Origin of the sequence: Geminicoccus sp., from assembly GCF_035556675.1 — a bacterium.
GTDB lineage: Bacteria > Pseudomonadota > Alphaproteobacteria > Geminicoccales > Geminicoccaceae > Geminicoccus.
The window spans coordinates 1-21301 of sequence record NZ_DATMFZ010000340.1 but is presented as its reverse complement, the minus strand read 5'-3'; the positions used below and the strand labels follow the sequence as shown (position 1 = coordinate 21301).

The following is a 21301-nucleotide window of genomic DNA, read 5'->3' as shown; positions in this document are numbered from 1 at the left end:
CTGCGGTTCGACGGGGCCGCCGCCCGGCCCAAGCTCGGCGGCGAGTTCGCCACGGACGTGATCGACGTCGCCCGGCTGATGCCGCCGCCGGCACCGGCCAGCACCGGTGAGCCGCCGGCACCGGCCGCGCCGGCCTCCGGTGACGGGCCTGCCCCCGATCCGCTCGACCAGCCCCTGAACCTGCCGACCTCGCTGCCGCTCGACCTGGACGTGGCGGTCGCGGCCAAGGGCATCAAGGCGCCGCAGGCGACGCTCGGTCCCACCCGGGTGCGGGTGACCTCGGGCCCGAACTTCGTGCTGCTCAACCTGGTGGAAGCGCAGGCCTATAGCGGCAAGATCACCGGTCGGGTGAACACGGCGGCGGATGCCCAAGGCGTGCCGAGGGTGGCGATCAAGCTTGCCGCGGCCGGCCTGCAGGTGGCCCCGCTGCTGCGTGACCTGGCCCAGCAGGAACGGCTGGACGGGCGGATGGCGCTGAATGCGGATCTGGCCGGCGACGCGCGCACAGCCCGCAGCCTGATGGGCGGGCTGGATGGCAAGGCCGACGTCACCCTCCTGAACGGCGTGGTCCACGGCTTCGACCTGGCGCGCCTGTCCGGCGACCCGGTGCAGGTCGCGGCCCGGCTGGCCCAGGGGGGGCTTTCGGGCGGCAGCACGCCATTCGGCCGTGCCGGCGCCAGTTTCACGATCGCGAACGGGATCGCGCGCACCGACGATCTGGCGGCCGAGACCCCGCTCGCCAACATCAGCGGCACCGCCCGCCTGAACCTGGGCGCGCAGCGAATCGAGGAGATGCGTCTGATCCCCAAGCCCGTGCCCGGACGCGGTGGCGTGCTGGGGCAGATCCCCGAGGTGCCGATCCTGGTGTCCGGCCCGTTCAGCGGCCCGAGCGTGAGCGTCGATGCCGACGCCGCCCTGGAGGCGCTGGCCAAGGATCCGAAGACGGTGAACCGGGTGCTCGACCAGGTGAACAAGCTGGGCGGCAAGGACGGCAAGCCGCTCATCCCCGAAGAAGCCGGCAATCTGCTGAAAGGGCTGCTGGGCAAACGTCAGTAGGGAGCGCCGTCCTCGACATTAGCCAGGTGCAGCGGCAGGCGCCAGGGCGCGATCACCACGAGGTCGAAGCGCAGGACGGTGGCAGGATCGACCCGGTGGCCGGAGAGCCAGTACTCGGCAGCACGCCGCCAGCGCCGCCGCTGCTTCGGGCGCAGTGCGTCCAGTCCTTCGGCACGGCTGCGCCTGGCCTTGACCTCGACGAAGGCCAGCACCCTGCCACGGCGCACCACGAGGTCGATTTCGCCAACCGGGGTGCTGAACCTCCTGGCCAGGATCCGCCAGCCGCAGAGGCGCAGCCAGAATGCCGCCAGTCGCTCCGCCCGCCGGCCGGCCTCGTCCGCGCTCACGCACCGTCCTTGCGCGCCACCCGGCGATAAACGGCGTTCGCGTCCAAGTTGAAGCGTGCTGCCACGAACCTCGCCGCCTGACGGGGAGCCATGCTCGCGGCCGCTTCCGCGAAGGCGGCGGCGAGCGTGGCGTCGTCCACCTCCACCGGCTGGGCAGCGGGAGGGCCGATCACCAGCACGATCTCGCCCCGGGGTGCTCCCTGGCCGGCGAAGTGCTCCGCCAGCTCGGGCAGCGTGCCGCGCACGGTTTCCTCGAACCGCTTGGTCAGCTCCCGGCACACCGCGGCCGGCCGTGCCCCCAGGACCTCCGCGGCGTCGGCCAGCGCCTCGGCCAGCCGGTGCGGCGCCTCGTAGACCACGAGGGTCGCCGGCACCGCGGCGAGCTCGGCCAGGGCGGACCGCCTGGCCGCCGCCTTGGCCGGCAAAAAGCCCTGAAAGAAGAACCGGTCGGTCGGCAGGCCGGCCACCACCAGGGCCGCCAGCAGTGCAGAAGCGCCCGGGATTGGCCAGACGCTGCTGCCCTGGGCGATCGCCGCCCCCACCAGCTTGAAGCCCGGGTCGGAGACCAGCGGCGTGCCTGCGTCCGAGATCAGCGCCAGCCTCGCACCCGCGGCGAGTTCGGCCAGGACTCTTGGCCTGACCGTCTCGGCATTGTGCTCGTGATAGGGCTGCAGCGGACGGTTCACACCCAGATGGGCGAGCAGGCGGCGCGAGATCCGCGCATCCTCGCACAGGATACGATCGGCACCCGCCAATACGTCGCGTGCCCGCGCGGTGACGTCCCCCAGATTGCCGATCGGGGTCGCCACCACATAGAGACCAGGCGCGAGTTCTCCTTTCGCGCTGGTTCCGCTAGCTTCCCGCTCGTCGAACCCGCCTAACGGTTCGTTCGCCACGTCTGCCCTTTCCTCGACCCTTTGAGGTGATCGCCGGATGCGCCCTGCCAAGACGACACCGCTCGCCGCCACCGTCGCGCTGGCCGGCATCATGCTCGTGGCGGCCTGCGCCCCGCAACGCCCGGTTCCCTGGCGCCAGACGCCGCCGGCGCCGGAAGCGGTGACACCGCTGTCCGAAGGGCCGAAGGGACCGCCCAAGGCCGCCCTGCTCCTGCCCCTGTCCGGCCCGTCCGAGGCGATCGGCCAGGACCTGATGGACGCGGCACAGATGGCCCTGTTCGACGCTGGGGAGAACCAGCTGGAGTTGCTGCCGTTCGATACCGGCAGCGAACCCGAGGGTGCCATGGTGGCCGCACGCGCCGCGGTGGCCAGCGGCGCCGACGTGATCATCGGGCCGCTGTTCGCCCGCTCGACTACGGCCATTACGCCGATCGCCGCCCAGGCGAATGTCGAGGTCCTCTCGCTTTCCAACGATTCGAGCGTGGCCAGGCCTGGTGTCTGGGTGCTGGGGCTGCAGCCCGAGGAGCAGGTGGAGCGGGTGGTGCGCTTCGCCGCACAGAACGGCGTCAGCCGCGCAGGGGCCCTGGCTCCGGCAGATGCCTATGGCGAGAAGGCGGTGCAGGCCTTTCGCCAGGCAGCCACCACCTCCGGGCTGGAACCGGCCGGAATCGCCACCTATCCGCCCGCCGACAGCACGCCCAGCGATGCCGTGGGCCGGGTCGCCCGGGCGCTGGGCGTGGTGCCGTCGGACGGCCAGCGCCCAGCCACGCCGCCACCGCCTGGAGGTGCCGTGCTCCTGGCCGACGGGGGTGCCCGGCTGCGTGCGGTGGCCTCGCTGCTGGCCTATCACGACGTCGATCCCATGCAGATCCGGCACTTGGCGACCATGCGCCTGGCCGACGACCCATCGGCACTGCGCGACCCGCAGTTGCAGGGAGCTTGGCTCGCCGGCCCGGCCCCGGAAGCCTCCGAGCAGTTCGCCAACCGCTTCAGCCAGGTGTACGGCCGGTCGCCCAGCCCGTTGGCGCTGCTGGCCTATGACACCACTGCGATGGTAGCCGGCCTGTCGCGGCTGGGGCCGCTCGAGCCCACCCACTACACTGACAGCCAGGGCTTTCTCGGCCGTGCCGGCATCTTCAGGCTCCTGCCCGACGGCCGAACGGAGCGCGGGCTGGCGGTCATGGAAGTGAATCAGGGTACGCTGCGTCCGGTCGACCCCGCCCCGACCCTGTTCGACCGCGGGATGGCGACGCTGGGCGGCAGCAGTTATTAAGTCACGTTCCGGCTAAGTTTATCCAAGCTAAATCAACTTACACTTGTGCCTCCGTCCGGACTGGTCTACCGAAACGTGACCAAGGCTCGGCACGTCAGGATGCGGCATGGTGCAGGACAATGGTCCGCGTGACAGGTCGCCATCCGGCCTCTTCGAGATGGCCGGGGCGTGGCGCGGGCCGCAGCTGCTCGGCCATGCCACCAACGTGGCCAGCCTCGCCGCACGGTGGACCTCCGCCCGGCATGTCGAGCGGCGGGCACCCATCCGGGTCCTGCTGCTGGGCGAGGATGCCGACGCCACTGAGACGATCTGCCTGCTGCTCGAGCATGCCGGCAATGAGCGTTATGTCTTCCACTGGCTCGCCGAGCCACCGCTCGACTTCAGGCTGGACGGGACGAGCTTCGACCTGGTGATCGTAACGGCCGAGCCGGCGCTGGGCAGCGGCATGGCGACCTTCAGCGCCCTGCGCGCCGCCGGGCTCACCGTCCCGATCGTGCTGGCCAGCGCCGGCGTGGCGGACGACCTGGTCGAGCGTGCGGTCGACCTGGGCGTGGCCGACGTGCTGGACGCCACCGACCTCGACCTGCAGACCCTCGACCGCGCGGTACGGGCCGCACTGGCCCGGGCCAGCCGCGACCGGCAGCTCTACCAGGCGGTCCGGCGCGACGACCTCACCGGCTTGGCCAACCGCGCCTCGTTCCGCGACCGTCTGGATCACGGCCTGACCCTGGCGCGGCGCAGCGGCGGCAAGCTCGCCCTGCTGCTGGTCGACGTGGACGACTTCAAGTCGATCAACGACCGGTTCGGCCACCCGGGCGGCGACGAGCTGCTGCGCCGGGTGGGCGAGCGGCTGCGCTCCAGGGTACGCGAGAGCGACACCGTGGCGCGGCTGGGCGGCGACGAGTTCGGCGTGCTGCTGCTCAACATCGCCCGGCCGGAGGATGCCGCGGTGGTGGTGCGCAAGCTGCTGGAGTCGCTGAAGCCGCCGATCGACCTGGACGGCCAGCCGGCCCAGGTGACCGCCAGCATCGGCGTGGCGATCTATCCGGACCACGCGCTGGAGGCCCAGCGCCTGATCCGGCTGGCCGATGCCGCGATGTACCGGGCCAAGCGCGCGGATGGCAGCGGCTGCTGCTGGCACGACGACAGCCGACCGCTGGCCAGCCCCGATGCGGAGGAGCTCGCCGCCGCCATGGCCACCGACGCCGTGTCGTTCGTGCTGCGCCCACAGGTCGCCCTGCATGGCGGGCGCGTGGCGATGGGGATGCGGCCGGTCTGGCGTCACCCACGCCGCGGCCTGCTCGACCTGCTCGCGCTGCGCACGCTGGTGGAGGAGGCGGGTGCCGTGGATCAGCTGACCGAGCGGCTGCTGCTGGCGGCGACGGGCAAGCTCGCCGACTGGCGGCGGCATGGCTTCGGCGAGGTGCATATCACCCTGCCCATGCTGTCGCGCCGGCGTCTGGCCTGGGCCGGCCTGGCGGACCGCATGGCAGCCGCGGTCAGTCGGCAGTCGGTCCCGCCCGAGCGGCTGGAGATCGAGATCGACGAGCAGTTGCTGGTCGAGGATGCCCAGACCGGCGGCCAGGGTGCCGCGGCCTTCGCCCGCGCGGGCGTGCCGGTAGCGCTCGACCGGTTCGGCGCCGGCACCATGGCCGCCGGTCTGTTCACCACCGTGCGCCCCTCGTCGATCAGGCTCTGCCCTAGCGCCCTGGACGCAGACGGACCGGCCGACCGGCTGACCCTGTTCCAGATGGTCACCGCGCTCGCTCACCGCCTGAAGATCCACAGCATCGCCACCGGAGCCGACACACCCGCGCGGATGGAGCAGGCGCGCCGGATCGGGGTCGGTGCGGTCGAGACCGCCGTCGCCTGCCTGCCGGCCGACGATCTCTGCCTGCCATGGCTGCGGATCGCGATGCGCCGGGCCGTCTGAACGGGAAACGCCGGCTCCGGCCTATGGGCCGACCTCAGCCCAGATGCATGCCCCCGTCGGGCAGCAGCAGCTGGCCGGTCACTGCCTCCGCCTGGAGGAGGTAGCGGAGCGCGCCCACGATCGCCGCAGCGTCGCCCGTCCCGCCGAGCGGTGCCCGTTCCGCCAGACGGTTGAAGGTGGCATCGTCCATGTCCGGGTCACGGATCGCCACGCCCGGCCCGATCGCGACCACGCGGATCGAAGGTGCGAGTTCGCGGGCCAGGATACGGGTGGCTGTCCACAAGGCGGACTTGGCCAGCGTGTAGGACAGGCGCCGGCCGCTGGGCCGCAGAATCCGCTGGTCGAGCAGATTGACGATCACCCCACCTGCTCCCGCAGGCAGCTGGCGGGCGAAGGCTTGGCTCAGCAGCATGGGTACCACCAAGTCGATCCTCAGCACCTCTTCGAGCTGCCCAGCCTCCAGATCGGCCAGCCGGTCGTCGGGGAACACGGCCGCGCAATTCACCAGCACGCCGTGCGGCCCCAGAAGGTCGTTGGCCGTGGCGAGCAGCGATGCTACGGCCGCGAGATCACGCAGGTCGGCCGGCACGAGCGCCGCCTGGCGGCCCAGTGCCCGGATCTCGCTGGTCAGACGCTCGGCATCGTCGTCGACCGCACGGACATGAAGGGCCAGGTCGTAGCCGTCCTCGGCCAGTGCCAGCGCCATGGCCCGCCCCAGCCGGCGCGCGGCACCGGTGACCAGTGCCCGCCGTGGCACAAAACCGGTCCCTTTCCCGGCGGTCATCGCTCCAGCTCGAGGAACTCGTGCCAGATATAGCCTCTGCCGCCGTCCGGGATCACCACCTCCAGCCACCCGTCGCGCTGGCCCACCACCTGCACCCGCTCACCGCTGTTCAGGCTGCCCAGCCGGTTTGAGCGGGTGTTGGGGCCGACCCGGTAGTTGACCGCCCTCGTGGTCACGTAGAAGGCCCCTTCCCGGGCGAAGCCGGCGTCATCGTCGTCAGTCGCCCGGTCCGTCTCCGCCTGGACGCTCCGGCGCCTGGCACCCAATGCAGTGGCCATGTCCAGGTCGTGCCGTGCCTCCTCCGTCCGCCCGAGCGCCTCGAAGGCGCGGCTGCGGTTGAGCCAGGCATCGATGTTGGTGGGCTCCAGCTCGATCGCCCGGCCATAGTCGGCCAGTGCATTGTCGGTGTCGTTCAGCCGCCAGCGGATCGAGGCACGGTTGACATAGGCCGCAGCGAAGTCGGGCCTGAGCCGGATCGCCTGGTCGAAGTCGGACAGCGCGCGCTTGTCATCGTCCAGGTTGGCCCACGCACTGCCCCGGGCATTCCATGCCGCCGCCATCCTGGGCGCCAGCTCGATCGCCGTGGTGAGGTCGGCGGTGGCCTCGGCGAGATAGCCCTCGCGGCGCAGGAGGTCGCCTCGGTCGAAGAAGGCCTCCGCATAGCGCGGATCCAGCTCGAGGGCGCGGTTGAGCGCGGCATAGGCATGGTCGAACTCGCTCTTTTGGTCGAGCAGCACGCCCTTGCGGCGCCAGACCTGCGGCGAGCGCGGGCTCAGGGCCTGCGCCTCCTCCACATCGCGCAGCGCCGCATCGACCCGGCCGAGATCGGCCCGGATCGCGGCCCGGATCAGCCAGGCGCCGGCATGATCCGGCTGCAACCCGATCGCCTCGTCCAGATCCACCAGCGCCTCGTCCACTGCACCAACCGCCCGGCGGGCCAGCGCACGATAGCGCAGGAACTCGGCACGGGTGGCGCGGTCGTCGGGCGGCAGGGGGACGAGCGCGTCGGTGCAGGCATCGATCCGGAAGCCCGGGTGGCGGACCTCGGTGCGGCAGGCTTCGGCCGCTCCCTCCGCCGCCAGGACGGCGGAGGCACCGAACGCTGCGGCGGTCACGAGGGCGAGGCTGATATCGCGGCCGATCCGGGCTAGACTCTTGGAGGGCACGAGCGATCGTCCGTCGACATGTCTTGCGGGAGTTCCTGTTGGTGCGCAGGCTAAAGGCAGCAGCCATCATCCTACAATCGACGTGGCACGTCATCCATGTCCTGGTAACGATGGTGTTCTTGTTCGTGTCAACGCCCACGGTCGCAGGAGCAACCGAGGATCCGCTGGTCGATGCGTACCTCAAGGGCGTTGACCTGTATCGGCGCGGCGATCTGGATGCGGCGATCCCGGCGCTGCGCCAAGCTGCGCAGCTGTCGGAACAGCGTTTCGGCCCTGAATCGCCGGAGCTGGCCCTCGACCTCAACAATCTGGCCGAGGCACTTCGTCGCCAGGGCGATCTCGAGGAGGCGGAGCGGCTGCTGCGCCGCGCCTATGCGATCGATCAGGCGCAGGACGAGGCCGACTCCCTCGCGGCCGCCACGACACTGAACAATCTGGGTCTGGTACTGGCGGCCAAGGGCGACAGCAAGTCGGCGCTGGCCGCACACCGGGCAGCACTCGCAGCCGTGGAGAAGGCACGCGGCAGCGACCATCCGGACACGGCACGCGCGGCCTACAATCTGGCGCTCGCTGAGGCGGCCGCGGGCGACCCCAGGATCGCCCAGGCACTCGCCGCCCGCGCCGCTTACATCGTCGATCGTGCTTTGGGCGACCGTCATCCGCTCACCCGGCAAATGCGGGCGACCGAAGCCCGCCTGCGCGCCCTGCCGCCGCAGCCGGTGGCACAGGCCGCGGTCGCCGCCGAGCCGGACGACGACGCTGCCGCAGTGCCCGATGCCCCGATGAGGGCACAGCGGCCGGCCGCCCTCGCGGCGGTGGAGCCGGCCGCAGCACCGGCCGCAATGCCCGCCGCGGTACCCGCCACACCAACCGCCCGGCAGCGCGGCAGTGAGCCCGCGGCCGGCGGCGGTGAGCGCAGCTTCGCGGTGCAGCTGATGGCGCTGCGCAGCGAGGCGGACCTGGATGTGGCCTGGGACGAGTTGCGCCAGCGCTTTGCCCACCTTGCTCAGGCCGAGCGGCTGCCCACGACCTCGGTGGAGATCGCCGGGCGCGGCCGGTTCTATCGGCTCCTGGTCGGGCCTTATGCGGTGCGCAGCGATGCGGAGCGGCTGTGCAGCGACCTGAAGCAGGCGGGCGGCGAGTGCCGGGTGGTCATCCGGAACTGACGGGCAGTGCCGGCGGTGCCGCCCGGTCGGCGACAGCCACCCGTCGGCGCAGCCAGAGCACCAGCAGGAGACCCGGCAAGGCGAACACGGCGGACAGGATGAAGAAGCCGGGCCAGCCCAGCGCCTCGGCGATGAAGCCAGAGGCGGGCACCACCGCGAACTTGGCGAACAGCTGCATGAAGGAGGTCAGGAGCGCGTACTGAGTGGCGGTGAAGTGAACCGTACACAACGAGGACAGGTAGGCCACGAACACGGCAGTGCCCATACCGCCGGTCAGGTTCTCTGCCAGGATGGCCAGGTAGAACGCCCATTTGACCGGCCCGATCACGGCCAGGGCGGCGAATGCCAGATTAGAGGCGCCCTGCAGGATTCCGCTGACCAGGAGGGCTGGCAGCAGGCCCAGCCGGAAGGCCAGCGCCCCGCCCAGCACCCCGCCGAACAGGCCGACGAACAGGCCGAACGTGCCGGACACCTCGGCGATGTCGGTCTTGGTGAAGCCGAGGTCGAGGTAGAACGGGTTGGCCATCAGCGTCAGCATGACGTCGGAGGCCTTGTAGAGCGAGATGAAGGCGAGGATGACGCCGGCAACGGCCATGCCGCGCCGCTGGAAGAAGTCGGCGAACGGCGCCACCACCCCCTGCTCGATCCAGCTGCGCCAGCTGCCTGACGGTTCGGCCGGGGCCGGGGCCACCGCGGGCTCCGGCGCCAGCAGTGCTGCCACGCATCCCACCAGCACGAGCAGCGCCATCACGAGATAGGTGTCGGTCCAGCCGATCCGGTCGGCCAGGAACAGGGCACCGGCACCCGCCGCGAACATGCCGAGCCGATAGCCGATCACCACGACCGCCGCACCGGCCCCGAGCTTCTCTTCGGGCAGCACTTCCACCCGCCAGGCATCCACCACGATGTCCTGGCTGGCAGAGAAGAAGGCCACCGCGAGCGCGGCCATGGCCAGGCCGGCGGTGCCCGTGGCCGGGTCGGCCATCGCCAGGAGCGCGATCGACAGGATCAGGCCGGTTTGGGTAACCAGCAGCCAGGATCGTCGGCGCCCGAGCAGGCGGGTGAGGCCGGGCAGCGGCAGCCGGTCCACGAGCGGCGCCCAAGCGAACTTGAAGCTGTAGGGTGCCAGCACATAGGCGAACAGGCCGATCGTGCCGGTGCTGAGCCCAGCGTCGCGCAGCCGGGCGCTGAGGGTGGACAGGACCAGGAGCAGCGGCAGGCCGCTGGAGAAGCCCAGCAGGAGGATGAGGAGGATCCGCCGGTCCCGGTAGGCCGCGAGCGAGTCGAGATAGGCCTTCATGCCGCCCACCCGATGGAACGCGTCACGGCCGGCCGCAGGTGCGGCCGGCCGTGACGCCGATATTCGAAGATCTCCGGCGCTTTAGAAGAAGCGTTCCGGAACCTCGATGATGTCACCGGGCGAGACGCGCTGGCTGCCGCTCACGATCACCGCCTGGGCGCCCGAGCCGCCGCGCTTGATCATCACCTCGTCCCGCGAGGCGCGGTAGCCGAATCCGCCGGCCAGCGAGATCGCCTGATCGACCGTCATGCCATCGACATACTCATAGGAACCCGGTCGGTTGACCTCGCCGGTGATGTAGAACGGCCGGAAGTTGGTCACCGCCACGCTGATCTGCGGGGAGATCAGGTATTGCCCCTCTTCGTAGGCCTTCTGGATCTCTTCCTCGAGCTGTCGGGTGGTGAGGCCGTTGGCGTTGATCGTGCCGACCAGCGGCATCGCGAACCGTCCGGTGCCATCCAGCTGGAACTCGCCGGACAGGTCGTCGTGGCGGAACACGATGATGCGCAGGCGGTCACCGCTGCCCAACTGGTACTCGGGCGTGGGCAACATCTCCGGCGCTTCGGCCGAGCCCACCACGTCGGATGGCGTGGAGGTGGTACCACCACATGCGGATAGACCGACGGCAGAAAGGGCCAGCAGCACCAGCAGCGCCAGCTTGGTGGTCATCGAACGCATCATCGCGGATTGTCCCAGCTTCTGTCGACCGGACGGGCCCAAGGAGCGGCCCTGCCGGCCGCCATCTTGGGGTCGAGCTGCGAGGTTAGGCAAGGATTCGGCAACGCCTGGGTCATCTTACCCCAGGCATCCCGCTGCATCACATCTGCGCCCTCAGCCGCAGCAGCACGAGGTGCTTGTCGAAGTCGCCGCCGTCGGCAGTCGAGTCCTGCTGCCGGTAGACGTACTCGGCGCCGGCGGAGAAGTTGCGGGTGATCAGGTAGTCGGCGCCAACCCCGCCCTCGTAGATGTCCTTCTCCAGGTCGCTGCCCTTGTAGTCCTGGTTGCTGTAGCGCAGGTGCGCGTTCAGGATCAGGTTGCGCAGCAGCTCATGGTAGCCGCTCAGGGCCACATCCGTCGCAAGGCGCGAGGAGCCGCCGGTGCTGGACGGCAGGAAGTCACGCGACGCCTCGAGCTGCAGGGTCGACAGGGTGGTGACGTTCCAGGTCAGCCCCACATCCGCCGAGACGCCGTCCTCGTCGTCGAACGTATCGCCCTTGTAGGCCTGCTTGACGTAGCCGATGCTCGCCTCGCCAAACAGGACGGCGGTGAAGTCGACCGTCGTGCCGACGCTCAGGCCATACTTCTCCGAATCCTGCTCGCGGCCGCCCGGGCTCGGATTGTCATAGTTGTAGAAAAGATAATCTGCCTGGGTGAACAGGCCGATTCTGGGCGAGACAGCGTAGGTCAGGCGCAGGTTGCCACCATATTCCTGGCGGTTGCGGTAGTCCTGGTTGACCGTCACCCCACCGGCATTGAACGAGTCCCAGTCATAGAGGCGGTAGATCAGGTTGCCGCCGACCATGATCCGGTTGAAGCGGTGCGAGTAGCCGCCGGTCGCGGTGTAGCGATTGTACTCGACGACGTCGGCGTCGCCGAGCGTAATCCGGTCGTCGTCGTCCTTGCCTTCATGCAGATGGTCGTAAGCGACGTTGCCGCGGAACGCACCGGCGCGCGACACGTCGTAGCGGCCGCCGAGGCGCAGGCCGTAGTCGACGAAGTCGTTCTCATCCTGGTCTAGATATTTCGCAGCGTCCAGATAAGCCCTGCCGTTCAGCTCATGGCGCGACCAGCCGGTCTTCATGCTGACCTGGGGCGTGAGACCCAGGATGACGTCGCTCTTCTCGTCATCCTCCGTGGCATTGACGTTGCTGTCGAAGCCAACCGACGCGTCGATGCTCGGAAAGAAGAAGAACGAGCCACGCCGGATACCCAAGGGGTCATAGTCGGGGCGCGACCGGTCCTGCACCGGCACGTTCGGATCAACCTCCTGTCCCTGGATCTGGTATTCGTTGTCCAGCGCCTGCTGCGCCGAACCGAGCGCACCGGTGTCCTGAGCCGACGCCATGCCGGAAAGCACGGTCAGCGCCCCCGCCGCGGTCGTGGTCAGCAAGGTCCAGCGCATCGGGGCCATCCTCTACCCTTCGTCATCTCCGCCCGGTTCCGGCAGGAGGTGCATTACAGTAAGCGCCCGGGGTGTAACCGCCGGTGCATCTCGATCGGAGATTGTTTAGACATCCGAAGACGGCGCTGACAACCGACCCTGCCGCCGTCTATAGCGGTCGCGGGGCGCCGGGTATCCCGGCAGGCGCCATTTGTGCCCGTCGGGCAACAAGCAGTGGTGACGGCGCGGGAAGGTAGGCGGCATTGCTTGGAAGGCTGTTCCGCAAGAGCCGTGAGCGCGAGGAGGTCGGTCCGCCCGTGCCGTCGGTGGCCGGACGGCCGGCGCGCCTGCCGCGGGGCATCCGGGTCTATGCGGTAGGCGACGTGCATGGCCGCTTGGGCCTCCTGCGCCAGCTGGAAGCGATCATCGAGGCCGACCACCGCGCCCGCGGCGACGGCTGCCGCCCGTGGATCGTGTATCTGGGCGACTATGTCGATCGCGGGACGGACAGCCGCGAGGTCATCGACCACCTGATCGCCGGCCCACCGGATGGCTTCGAGGGTATCCACCTCCTGGGCAACCACGACCTGTGGCTCCGCGAGTTCCTGGAGGATCCGGCCTACGGGCCGAGCTGGTACAAGCATGGTGGCGACGCGACCCTGCTCAGCTACGGAGTACGCATGGACCCCGCCAAGGCCGAGCCTGCCCGCTTTCGCGAGGCACAGGTCGCCATGCGCGCGAGGGTGCCCGAGGCGCATCGGCGCTTTCTGGGCAGCCTGGAACTGGGCTTCTCGATCGGCGACTACTTCATGGTCCATGCCGGCATCATGCCGAACCGGCCGCTGGACCAGCAGAACGTCGAGGACCTGCTCTGGGTGCGCGAGCCCTTTCTCAGCCATGACAGCGAACTCGCCAAGGTCGTGGTGCACGGCCACACGGTCGAGCAGCAGCCGGTCGAACGCCGGCACCGGATAGGGATCGACACCGGCGCCGTATGGACCGGAATGCTGAGTGCGGTTGGTCTGGAAGAGGATCGGCGCTGGTACCTGCAGACCAGCACCGGTGAGGCCTGAACGGCACGTCCCGGCTGTTCGGTGGAGCGATGAAGTTGCCGTGGCGGCCCTATGACCCCAGGATCATGGGCAGGCCGGGCGGGAACCGCCCGCGTCGGCGCATCCACGCTGACGGGCCTGCTGTGACCCTTCGGCCACCCGCTCTCCAGATGCATGCGACCCTGCCGATGCCAGACCTTGATGCCCCAGGAAAATCGTGCACCCATCGGACTTCAACGGCTCCATCCATATGCATTTATGGCAGCAGAGCTTATTCTGTTGCCGACTTCGCATCCCGGTCGAAATAACGATACAAAAGTAAGAAATACTATGATTGCCCCTTCGCAGGATCGGCACGTCCCGGACCTGCAGCATCTCCCAATGGCAGGAACGGCGTGAGAGCCTGCCGAGGGATCGGCCGGCGCATCTGCCGCAGCCTCGTCCTGGCTGGACTGCTGGCGCTCGCCGGCTGTGCGGGCGAGGACGAGGAGGGTCTGCCGGGCGTCGAGACGGGTCCGGGGATTCCCTACACCGTGACGTTCGAGGGCCCGATCAGCGACGAGCTGGCCGCACTGCTGGACCAGGCATCGGTGACGAAGAACGAGGAGGACCGGCCGCCCGCCGACGAGCTGGTGCTCACCCAGCGGGCCCGGCGCGACATCGACAACCTCACCCGCGCGATGCACTCCCTCGGCTATTATGACGGGACCGTGCAATGGCGCGACGAGCTGGCGGAACCCGAGGCGGCCGCGGCACCTTCTCCCGCCGCAGGCGCGGCACCGGCAGCCCAGGCCGAAGCCACCGGAGAAACGCCTCCCGCCCGGCGGCTGATCTTCACCCTCGAGCCGGGCCGCCGATATCATCTGGGCCAGCTCGGCATCGAGGTGGTCGGCAAGGAGCCGGCCGGCGCCGACCTGCCCACGATCAGGGATCTGGGGCTGGAGGCGGGGGAGCCGGTGGATGCCCAGCGGATCCTGGATGCCGAGCAGAGGCTGGTCCGCCTCTTGCGCGAGCGCGGTCATCCATTCGCCACCGCAGAGGAGCGGCGAGCCGAGCTCGACCAGAGCCAAGCGACCCTGGACGTGACCTTCGTGGTCGATGTCGGCCCGATTGCCCGGTTCGGCGAGATCACGCTCACCGGCATCGAGGGCATCGACGAGCGCTTCCTGCGCGGCCGGCTCACCGTGCACGAGAACGAGCCCTTCACCCCGGCCGTGCTGGAGGAATCGCGGCGCGAGCTGATCGACACCCAGCTGTTCGCGACCGTCCAGGTGGTGACCCCGGACCAGCTCGATGCCACCGGGCGGCTGCCGGTCACCTTCGAGGCGACCCAGCGGGCCCAGCGCTCGATCGCCGCCGGAGCCAGGTACCGGACCGACGAAGGGCTAGGCGTGTCACTCTCCTGGGAGCATCGCAACTTTTTCGGTGCCGGCGAACGGGTCAGCCTGAGTGGCCTCGTGTCCGCCGAGCGCTATGCGCTGAGCGGCCAGTTCCGCAAGCCAGACTTCTTCTCCCGCCGACAGAGCCTGCTGATCGACGGCTCGATCTCGCATGAGGACGTCGAGGCCTATACCAGCGACTCGATCCAGCTCGGTGCCGCGATCGAGCGACGGCTCGCCAACCGGATGACCGGCACGCTGGGCGTGGCCTACCGGCTCTCCAACGTCGAGCAGGCCGGCGAGCGCGAGACCTACGGCCTGGTCTCGTTCCCGGCGGGCCTGGACTGGGACACCACCGACAACATCCTCGACCCGACCCGGGGCGGGCGGATGATTCTCAATGCCGGCCCGTATTTCGATACGCTCGGCTCTGGCGCTGCCTTCGTGAAGGCGCGTAGCACCTACAGCCACTATTTCAGCCTCACCCGCAGCCGGCGCGTCGTGCTGGCGCTGCGCGGCTCGATCGGCACGATCACTGCCGACAACATCGACGACGTCCCGCCCGACGAGCGCTTCTATGCCGGCGGCGGCGGCTCGGTGCGCGGCATCGGCTTCCAGCTGGCGAGCCCGCTGGATTCAAACGACGACCCGATCGGCGGCCTGTCGATCGTCGAGCTCAACAGCGAGCTGCGCTGGCGGTTCACCGACACGATCGGCATGGTCGCCTTCCTGGACGCGGGCTCCGCCTTCGCCGATCCCACCCCGTTCTCCGGCGGGGATCTGCGGCTGGGTGCCGGCATCGGTGCCCGCTACTACACGCCGATCGGCCCGGTGCGGCTCGACGTGGCCGTGCCGCTGGATCGCCGCAAGGGCATCGACGATGCCTACCAGGTCTATGTAAGCATCGGCCAGGCTTTCTGAGCGCTGCAGCTTGGCGCAAGCCCGGCGGCATCCCATCGTTTACCCACGGCCAGGCCCCGCGCCAGGCCGCTGCGGGAGGATCGTCTTCTTGATCTGGCTGGGTCGTCTTTTCGCCTTTGTGGTCGCCCTGCTGGCCGTGCCGCTCGGTCTGGTGGTGCTGCTGCTGGCGGCGATCCAGCTGCCGCCGGTGCAGGACTATCTGGCGGACACTGCCCAGCGCCTCACGGCCGGCAGCGATAGCGAGATCCGCATCACCGGGCTGCGCGGCAGCTTGCCGTTCTCTCCGGCGATCAGGAGCCTGAGCATCGCCGACCGGGATGGCGTGTGGCTGGAGGCGGAGGACCTGCACCTGGACCTAGCCTGGACCGAGCTGTTCGGGGGCCGGGTTCATGTCCGCGACCTGAGTGCCGGCCGGGTCGCCGTGGCCCGGGCCCCGGTCTCGACGGCGCCGGAGCCGCCGCCCGAACCCTTCTCCCTGCCCGATCCGGCCAGCCTGCCGCGCGTCCTGCCCTCCCTCCGGGTGGACCGTTTGGCCGCCCAGCGCATCGAGCTGGGCCAGCCTCTGCTGGGTGAGCCGATGGTGCTGGCTCTGACCGGCGACACTGCCACGCGCGACCAGGGCCAAAGAGCCGATGCCCGGTTCGCCCTGCAGCGGATCGACCAGGCGACGCTCGGCCTGGACCTGATGGCGTCGGTCGATCTGGCGGCACAGCGGCTCGACCTGAACCTCGCCGGCCACGAGACAGGTGGCCTGATCGGCCGGCTGGCCGGCCTCCCACAGGCCGGCGACCTCAGGCTCGACCTGAACGGCAACGGCCCGCTCGACGACTGGCGGGGCCGGCTCTTCCTGGACCTGGCTCAGGTCGCGGCCCTGGATGGCGACCTGCGGCTGGGCCTGACCGATCGGGCATCGCTCGGCATGGACGCCATCCTGCGCCCGGCGGAAGGGATTCTGCCGGCGGACCTGGCGCCGCTGGTAGGCGAGCAGCCCGAGCTCGACCTGGCGGCCACGGTCGAGGGCGACGGCTCGATCCTGGTGGAGCAGCTCGACGCGAGGCTCGCTGCGGCGACGCTGAACGGCAGCAGCCTGCGGGTGCCAGCGGGCGACGGCGAGCTGGCTGGCACGCTGACCGCCGAGCTTCCGGAGCTGGCTCCACTGGCACCACTCGCCGGCACCGAGCTGGCCGGCTCGGCCGAGGCGACACTCCGCCTGGCCGGCACCCGCGAACGGCCCGCCGCTGACCTGAGCCTGCGCGGCGAGCGGCTGGCACTGGACCGGCTGGGCCTGGCACAGCTCCAGACCGACCTGTCCCTCCAGGCCGATTCGGCGCTAGGCGAGCCCCTGGAAGGCGGCAGCTTCGATCTGCGGCTGGCGGCGGACGCACCTACCTTGGCGGGAGAGCCTCTGGGCGATGGTGGCCCGGTCACACTGGCCGCCACCGGTGCCGCGGCACGCGCGGGCCAGGTGCGGATCGACACGCTGGACCTGGCGGGGCTGGGTGCGAAGCTGACTGGCCAGGCCGATCTCGACACGAGCACGCTCGTCGGCACTGCGTCACTCGACGGCACGGTGCCGTCCCTGGCGAGCTTTGCCGCCTTTCTGCCCGAGGGCTGGAAGTCGCTGGACGGCCAGGCCGCCCTGGACGCGGAGATCGACCTGACCGATGGCGGCAGCGGCGATGGGGCCAGCAGGCTCGACCTCCGGCTGACCGGGCTGGACGGCATGCCGGCGGAGTTCGTGCCGCTCCTGGGCGACACGGTGACCGTCACGGCCGATGCGGTGATCGATGATTCCCGTGACATCACCCTGAACAGCTTCACCGCCCGCCTCCGCGCCGCCGAGCTCACCGGGAGGGGCCAGATCGCCCTGGAGGACGGACCGCTCGACCTGCGCCTGAACGGTGCCGTGCCCGATCTCAGCGCGCTTTCGGCCCTGGCAGGCATGGAGCTGGCCGGGCAGGCGGATCTGGACGTCCAGGCGTCCGGCACGGTGGCCCTGCCCGCAGCCGAGCTGGCGCTCACCACCACCGGTCTTGGCGGGCTGCCGGCCGATCTGGCCGACCTGGTCGGTGCCTCGCCGGCACTGACGGCAGCCGCATCCAGGACGGATGACGGCCGGCTGGTCCTGTCCCGGCTGGACCTGACCATGGCGGCCCTGGGAATTACCGGCGAGGGCAGCTTCCAGCCGGCCGACGGCACGCTGGCGGCAAACCTCCAAGGCGAGGCCGCAGAACTTGGCTTTCTCGGCCGCTGGCTGGGCGGCGAGCCGGCTGGGCGGGCGACGCTGGATGTCGTGGCGGACGGGACGGTGGAGCAGCCGGCAGCACGGCTGACCCTGCGTGCCGAGCAGCTGGCAGGCCTGCCCGCCCGGTTCGCCGACCTGCTGGGCCAGGAGCTGATTCTCGAGGCCCATGGCGGGCTCGCCACGGCCGAGGATGGCTCCGGAAGGACCGCCCGGCTGGACTCGCTCGACCTGCGTACTGCGGCCATTGGGCTCACCGGCGAGGGCGAGCTCGGCCTGGAGGACCGCAGGCTGGCCGGCACGCTGCGGGCGGAGATGCCCGACCTTGCCAGGGCGGCGGCGGCCGCCGGCACCGAGCTGGCCGGCAGCCTGACCCTGGATGCCACCGCCAGCGGCGACCTCGACCATCCGGCCGTGCGGCTGCAACTGGCCGGCGAAGAGGTCCAGGCGGCCGGCCGGCCGCTGGGCCGGGTCCATGCCACGCTCGATGCGGCCGACCTGATCCAGGCACCCGAAGGCATGCTGGACCTGGCGCTGCTGGCCGACCGGACGCCGCTGACCCTGAAGACCGGTTTTGCCAAGAAGAGCGACCAAGTCGAGCTCCGCCAAGTGCAGTTGCGCGGACCGGGCCAGGCGCGGCTGGACGGTGACCTTGCGGTCGATCTGGCCGGCCCGCTCGCGAGTGGCCGGCTGGTCGGCGGCGTCGACAGCCTGGCCGAACTGGAGCCGCTGGTGGGCCAGCCGCTGTCCGGCAGGCTGGAGCTGGACCTGCGCGCGGAGCGGGACCGGGGCCAGTCGGCCCGGGCCAGCGTGCAGGGCAGCAGCATCGCCCTGCCGGGCGTGATCGAGCTCGGCAGCCTCGACCTTCAGGCCGGGCTCACCGACCTCCTGGGCACGCCAAGAGTCGACGCCCAGCTGGTGGCGCTGGACCTGGCGCGCCCGGATGTCGACCTGGACCGCACCACCGTGCGGGCGGAGGGGCCGCTGGACGCTCTGGCGGTGACACTCTCGACCGGCGGCCATGCCTTCGTCCCGGTGACCCTGGACGCCGCCACCACGATCCGCCGCAGCGGCGAAGTAATGCGGCTGGACCTGACCCGGCTGGAGGGCCAGCTCGCCGAGCTGCCGCTGCGCCTGGAACAACCCGCCAGGGTCGAGCTGGCGCCCGGCCGTACCGGGCTGGCCGATCTCGACCTGCGGCTGGGCCAGGCCCGGGTGTCCGGCGATGCCAGCCTCGTCGGCACGGCGGCGAGCGGCGGGCTGCGGCTGGAGGGCCTGGACCTCGCGACGCTGACGCAGCTCGGTGCGCCGCCATTGGCCGGTACGGTCGAGGCGGGCCTCGCCATCGCCGGCAGCACGACGGCACCGCGCCTCGACCTGACCGTGGCCGGCCGCGGCCTCAGCGTGCAGGACATGGCCGGGGCACCGCCGGCACCACTGGACCTGGACCTTGCCGCCCAGACCACCGGCCGCCAGGCGACCGTCACCCTGGACCTCCAGGGCTTCGACGAGCAGCCGCTGCGCCTGGTGGCCGACCTGCCCTTGCGCCTGGCCCTGCAGCCGTTCGAGGTCGACCTGCCGATGGACGGTGCGATCGGCGGCTCGCTCACCGGCACGCTGGATCTCGCCAGGGTCGGCCGGTTCGCCGCCCTGGACGGTCAGCAGATCGCCGGCCGGCTGGTGAGCGACCTGCGCTTTGGCGGCACCATCCTCCAGCCACAGGCCAATGGCAGCATCGACGTCCGCCAGGGCGGGTTCGCCGATGTCGCGAGCGGGGTGGCGATCCGCGACCTGAACCTGACGGTCCGGGCGAGCGGGCAGCGGATCGAGCTGACCGAGCTGTCGGCGAACGGCAGCCGGTCCGGCCGGCTGACTGGCACAGGCCAAGCCAATCTGGGCGACCCGGCGCTGCCGTTCGGTACGCAGCTGCGTTTCGAAGAGTTCAGCCCGATCTCCAGCGACCAGATTCAGGCCCAGCTCAGCGGCACCTTCGAGGCCCGGGGCGATCGCAGCGCAGCCGATCTGATCGGCCGGATCCGGATCAACCGGGCCGACATCTCGATCCAGGACATGGGCGGCGGGGCGCGGTCGATCCCGGTGATCGAGGTGGACGACGGCAGCGGGCAGGCGAACGGCCGCAACGGCCGGCCAGCGCCGCCCTATCCGGTCAATCTCGACGTCGTGGTGGACATGCCCGAGCGGATCTTCGTGCGCGGGCGCGGGCTCGATTCGGAGTGGGGCGGCCGGGTGCAGGCCACCGGCACCGTCGCGGAGCCCGTGGTGACCGGCCAGATCGAGTTCCGGCGCGGCTTCATCGACTTCCTGGACCGTCGCTTCAACCTGACCACCGGGCGGGTGACCCTGGACGGCGGGGTACCGCCGGACCCGGAGCTCGACATCGCCGCGGAGTTCAAGGCGAACACCCTGACCGGCATCCTGAAGGTCACCGGGCGGGCCAGCGATCCGCAGCTGGAGCTCACTAGCGATCCGGTGCGGCCGCAGGACGAGATCATGGCCGAGATCCTGTTCGGCCGCGACCTGTCGACCATCAGCCCGGCCCAGGGCCTGCGTCTGGCCGCGGCGGTGAACACGTTGCGCGGCGGCGGGGGACCCGGCATCTTCGACCGGCTGCGCCAGGGCCTGGGCGTCGACACGCTGGAGTTCGGCGGATCCAGCCCGGAGGATGCCTCGGTGAAGGCGGGCCGCTACATCTCGGAGGACGTGTACCTGCAGGTCGAGCGCGGCGTGGCGCCGGGCTCCGGCCGGGTCGTGGTCGAGGTCGAGGTGGCGCCGAACGTCACCGTCCAGACCGAAACGACGGAGGAAGCGGAAAGCGGCTTCGGCGTCCAGTGGCGCTACGACTACTGAGAATGCCCAGCTAGAGGCGCGGCACGGAGGCCACGAGGCGGCGGGTGTAGGGATGGCTGGGTGCCGAGAACAGTTCCTCGGGCCGGCCCTCCTCGACCACTGCCCCTTCCGACATCACCACGACCCGGTCGGCCACCGCCTCGACCACGGCGAGGTCGTGGCTGATGAACACATAGGTCAGGTCGTGGCGCGCCTTCAGCTCCACCAGGAGGCGCAGCACCTGGGCCTGCACCGACACGTCCAGGGCCGATACCGGCTCGTCCAGCACGACCACCCGGGCACCTGCGGCCAATGCGCGGGCAATGGCGATCCGCTGCGCCTGCCCGCCCGAGAACTCGTGCGGGTAGCGGTCGAGCATGGCCGGGTCGAGCCCCACCCCTGCCATCAGCTCCTGCAGCCTGGCCAGGTGATCGGCCGCAGGCAGGCCCGCCAGGAAGCGCAGCGGCACAGCGAGCGTCTGCCGGATGGTCCGGCGCGGGTTCAAGGACGAGATCGGGTCCTGGAACACATATTGGACAGAGCGGCCGAGTGCGGCCGGCCCCTGTGCCACCAGCCGGTCGATCGGCTGCCCCGCCACCAGGACCTGACCGCTGCTCGGGCGGAGCAGACCGACCAGGCAGCGGGCGAGCGTGGTCTTGCCGCAGCCGGATTCGCCGACGATCCCGAGCGTCTCGCCCGACGCCACCGCCAGCGAGACGCCACCCAGGGCTGTCACCGGCGGCCGCCTGCGGCCGAACAGGGCAAAGCCTGCGCGATAGGTCTTCGCCAGGTCCTGGACCTGGACCGCGGGCGTGCCGCTCATGCCGGGGCCTCCACC

15 protein-coding genes are annotated in these 21301 nt (G+C 70.5%); 7 read left to right on the top strand and 8 right to left on the bottom strand.

Going from position 1 to position 21301, the window contains the following annotated elements:
- Positions 1 to 1056, top strand: a 1056-nt coding sequence (locus VNS22_RS23835; RefSeq protein WP_325736942.1) for an AsmA family protein, incomplete at its 5' end; no start/stop codon positions are given.
- On the opposite strand, the gene VNS22_RS23830 is transcribed toward VNS22_RS23835, so the two are convergent.
- Positions 1050 to 1403 (bottom strand): YraN family protein, encoded by a 354-nt coding sequence (locus VNS22_RS23830; protein WP_325736940.1) that lies wholly within the window; start codon positions 1401 to 1403, stop codon positions 1050 to 1052. The two genes, VNS22_RS23835 and VNS22_RS23830, sit on opposite strands and share 7 nt — an antisense overlap.
- Complete coding sequence (gene rsmI / locus VNS22_RS23825) at positions 1400 to 2299, bottom strand: 16S rRNA (cytidine(1402)-2'-O)-methyltransferase (RefSeq protein WP_325736938.1); 900 nt, start codon at positions 2297 to 2299, stop codon at positions 1400 to 1402. The genes VNS22_RS23830 and rsmI overlap by 4 nt, the downstream gene beginning before the upstream one ends.
- 37 nt (positions 2300 to 2336) lie before the next feature.
- Here rsmI and VNS22_RS23820 point away from each other — a divergent pair, with 37 nt between their 5' ends.
- Entirely contained in the window at positions 2337 to 3572 is a 1236-nt protein-coding gene (locus VNS22_RS23820) for a penicillin-binding protein activator (protein ID WP_325736936.1), read from the top strand.
- Positions 3573 to 3678: 106 nt separating this feature from the next.
- Positions 3679 to 5505 (top strand): diguanylate cyclase domain-containing protein, encoded by a 1827-nt coding sequence (locus VNS22_RS23815; RefSeq protein ID WP_325736934.1) that lies wholly within the window; start codon positions 3679 to 3681, stop codon positions 5503 to 5505.
- 34 nt (positions 5506 to 5539) lie between these two features.
- Here VNS22_RS23815 and VNS22_RS23810 read toward each other — a convergent pair whose 3' ends face one another.
- Positions 5540 to 6289 (bottom strand): SDR family oxidoreductase, encoded by a 750-nt coding sequence (locus tag VNS22_RS23810; RefSeq protein WP_325736932.1) that lies wholly within the window; start codon positions 6287 to 6289, stop codon positions 5540 to 5542.
- A complete protein-coding gene (locus tag VNS22_RS23805) occupies positions 6286 to 7455 on the bottom strand; it encodes a tetratricopeptide repeat protein (RefSeq protein ID WP_325736931.1) in 1170 nt (389 codons plus the stop codon). The genes VNS22_RS23810 and VNS22_RS23805 overlap by 4 nt, the downstream gene beginning before the upstream one ends.
- A 125-nt stretch (positions 7456 to 7580) precedes the next feature.
- On the opposite strand from VNS22_RS23805, the gene VNS22_RS23800 reads away from it, so the two are divergent.
- Positions 7581 to 8621, top strand: coding sequence for an SPOR domain-containing protein (locus VNS22_RS23800; RefSeq protein ID WP_325736944.1), 1041 nt, complete (start codon positions 7581 to 7583; stop codon positions 8619 to 8621).
- Here the strand turns inward: VNS22_RS23800 and VNS22_RS23795 are convergent.
- The 3 genes from VNS22_RS23795 to VNS22_RS23785 all read right to left on the bottom strand — a co-directional run bounded on the left by VNS22_RS23795 (position 8608) and on the right by VNS22_RS23785 (position 12043).
- On the bottom strand, positions 8608 to 9921 hold the full coding sequence (locus VNS22_RS23795) for an AmpG family muropeptide MFS transporter (RefSeq protein ID WP_325736930.1): 1314 nt from the start codon (positions 9919 to 9921) through the stop codon (positions 8608 to 8610). The two genes, VNS22_RS23800 and VNS22_RS23795, sit on opposite strands and share 14 nt — an antisense overlap.
- Before the next feature lie 81 nt (positions 9922 to 10002).
- A complete protein-coding gene (locus VNS22_RS23790; RefSeq protein ID WP_325736928.1) occupies positions 10003 to 10602 on the bottom strand; it encodes a polysaccharide biosynthesis/export family protein in 600 nt (199 codons plus the stop codon).
- Positions 10603 to 10738: 136 nt separating this feature from the next.
- Positions 10739 to 12043 (bottom strand): outer membrane beta-barrel protein, encoded by a 1305-nt coding sequence (locus VNS22_RS23785; protein ID WP_325736926.1) that lies wholly within the window; start codon positions 12041 to 12043, stop codon positions 10739 to 10741.
- Between the two features lie 242 nt (positions 12044 to 12285).
- Between VNS22_RS23785 and VNS22_RS23780 the strand changes: the two genes are divergently transcribed.
- The 3 genes from VNS22_RS23780 to VNS22_RS23770 all read left to right on the top strand — a co-directional run bounded on the left by VNS22_RS23780 (position 12286) and on the right by VNS22_RS23770 (position 20484).
- A complete protein-coding gene (locus VNS22_RS23780) occupies positions 12286 to 13095 on the top strand; it encodes a metallophosphoesterase family protein (protein WP_325736924.1) in 810 nt (269 codons plus the stop codon).
- 374 nt (positions 13096 to 13469) lie between these two features.
- Entirely contained in the window at positions 13470 to 15374 is a 1905-nt protein-coding gene (locus VNS22_RS23775; RefSeq protein WP_325736922.1) for an autotransporter assembly complex family protein, read from the top strand.
- 88 nt (positions 15375 to 15462) lie between these two features.
- A complete protein-coding gene (locus tag VNS22_RS23770; protein ID WP_325736920.1) occupies positions 15463 to 20484 on the top strand; it encodes a translocation/assembly module TamB domain-containing protein in 5022 nt (1673 codons plus the stop codon).
- 10 nt (positions 20485 to 20494) lie between these two features.
- Here the strand turns inward: VNS22_RS23770 and VNS22_RS23765 are convergent.
- On the bottom strand, positions 20495 to 21301 hold an 807-nt coding region (locus VNS22_RS23765; protein ID WP_325736918.1), incomplete at its 5' end, for an ATP-binding cassette domain-containing protein.

Coding starts and splice junctions, on each gene's coding strand:
- VNS22_RS23790 (WP_325736928.1), bottom strand. CDS start 10,602: ATGATGCGTTCGATGACCACCAAGCTGGCGCTGCTGGTGCTGCTGGCC.
- VNS22_RS23815 (WP_325736934.1), top strand. CDS start 3,679: ATGGTGCAGGACAATGGTCCGCGTGACAGGTCGCCATCCGGCCTCTTC.
- VNS22_RS23785 (WP_325736926.1), bottom strand. CDS start 12,043: ATGCGCTGGACCTTGCTGACCACGACCGCGGCGGGGGCGCTGACCGTG.
- VNS22_RS23820 (WP_325736936.1), top strand. CDS start 2,337: ATGCGCCCTGCCAAGACGACACCGCTCGCCGCCACCGTCGCGCTGGCC.
- VNS22_RS23810 (WP_325736932.1), bottom strand. CDS start 6,289: ATGACCGCCGGGAAAGGGACCGGTTTTGTGCCACGGCGGGCACTGGTC.
- VNS22_RS23795 (WP_325736930.1), bottom strand. CDS start 9,921: ATGAAGGCCTATCTCGACTCGCTCGCGGCCTACCGGGACCGGCGGATC.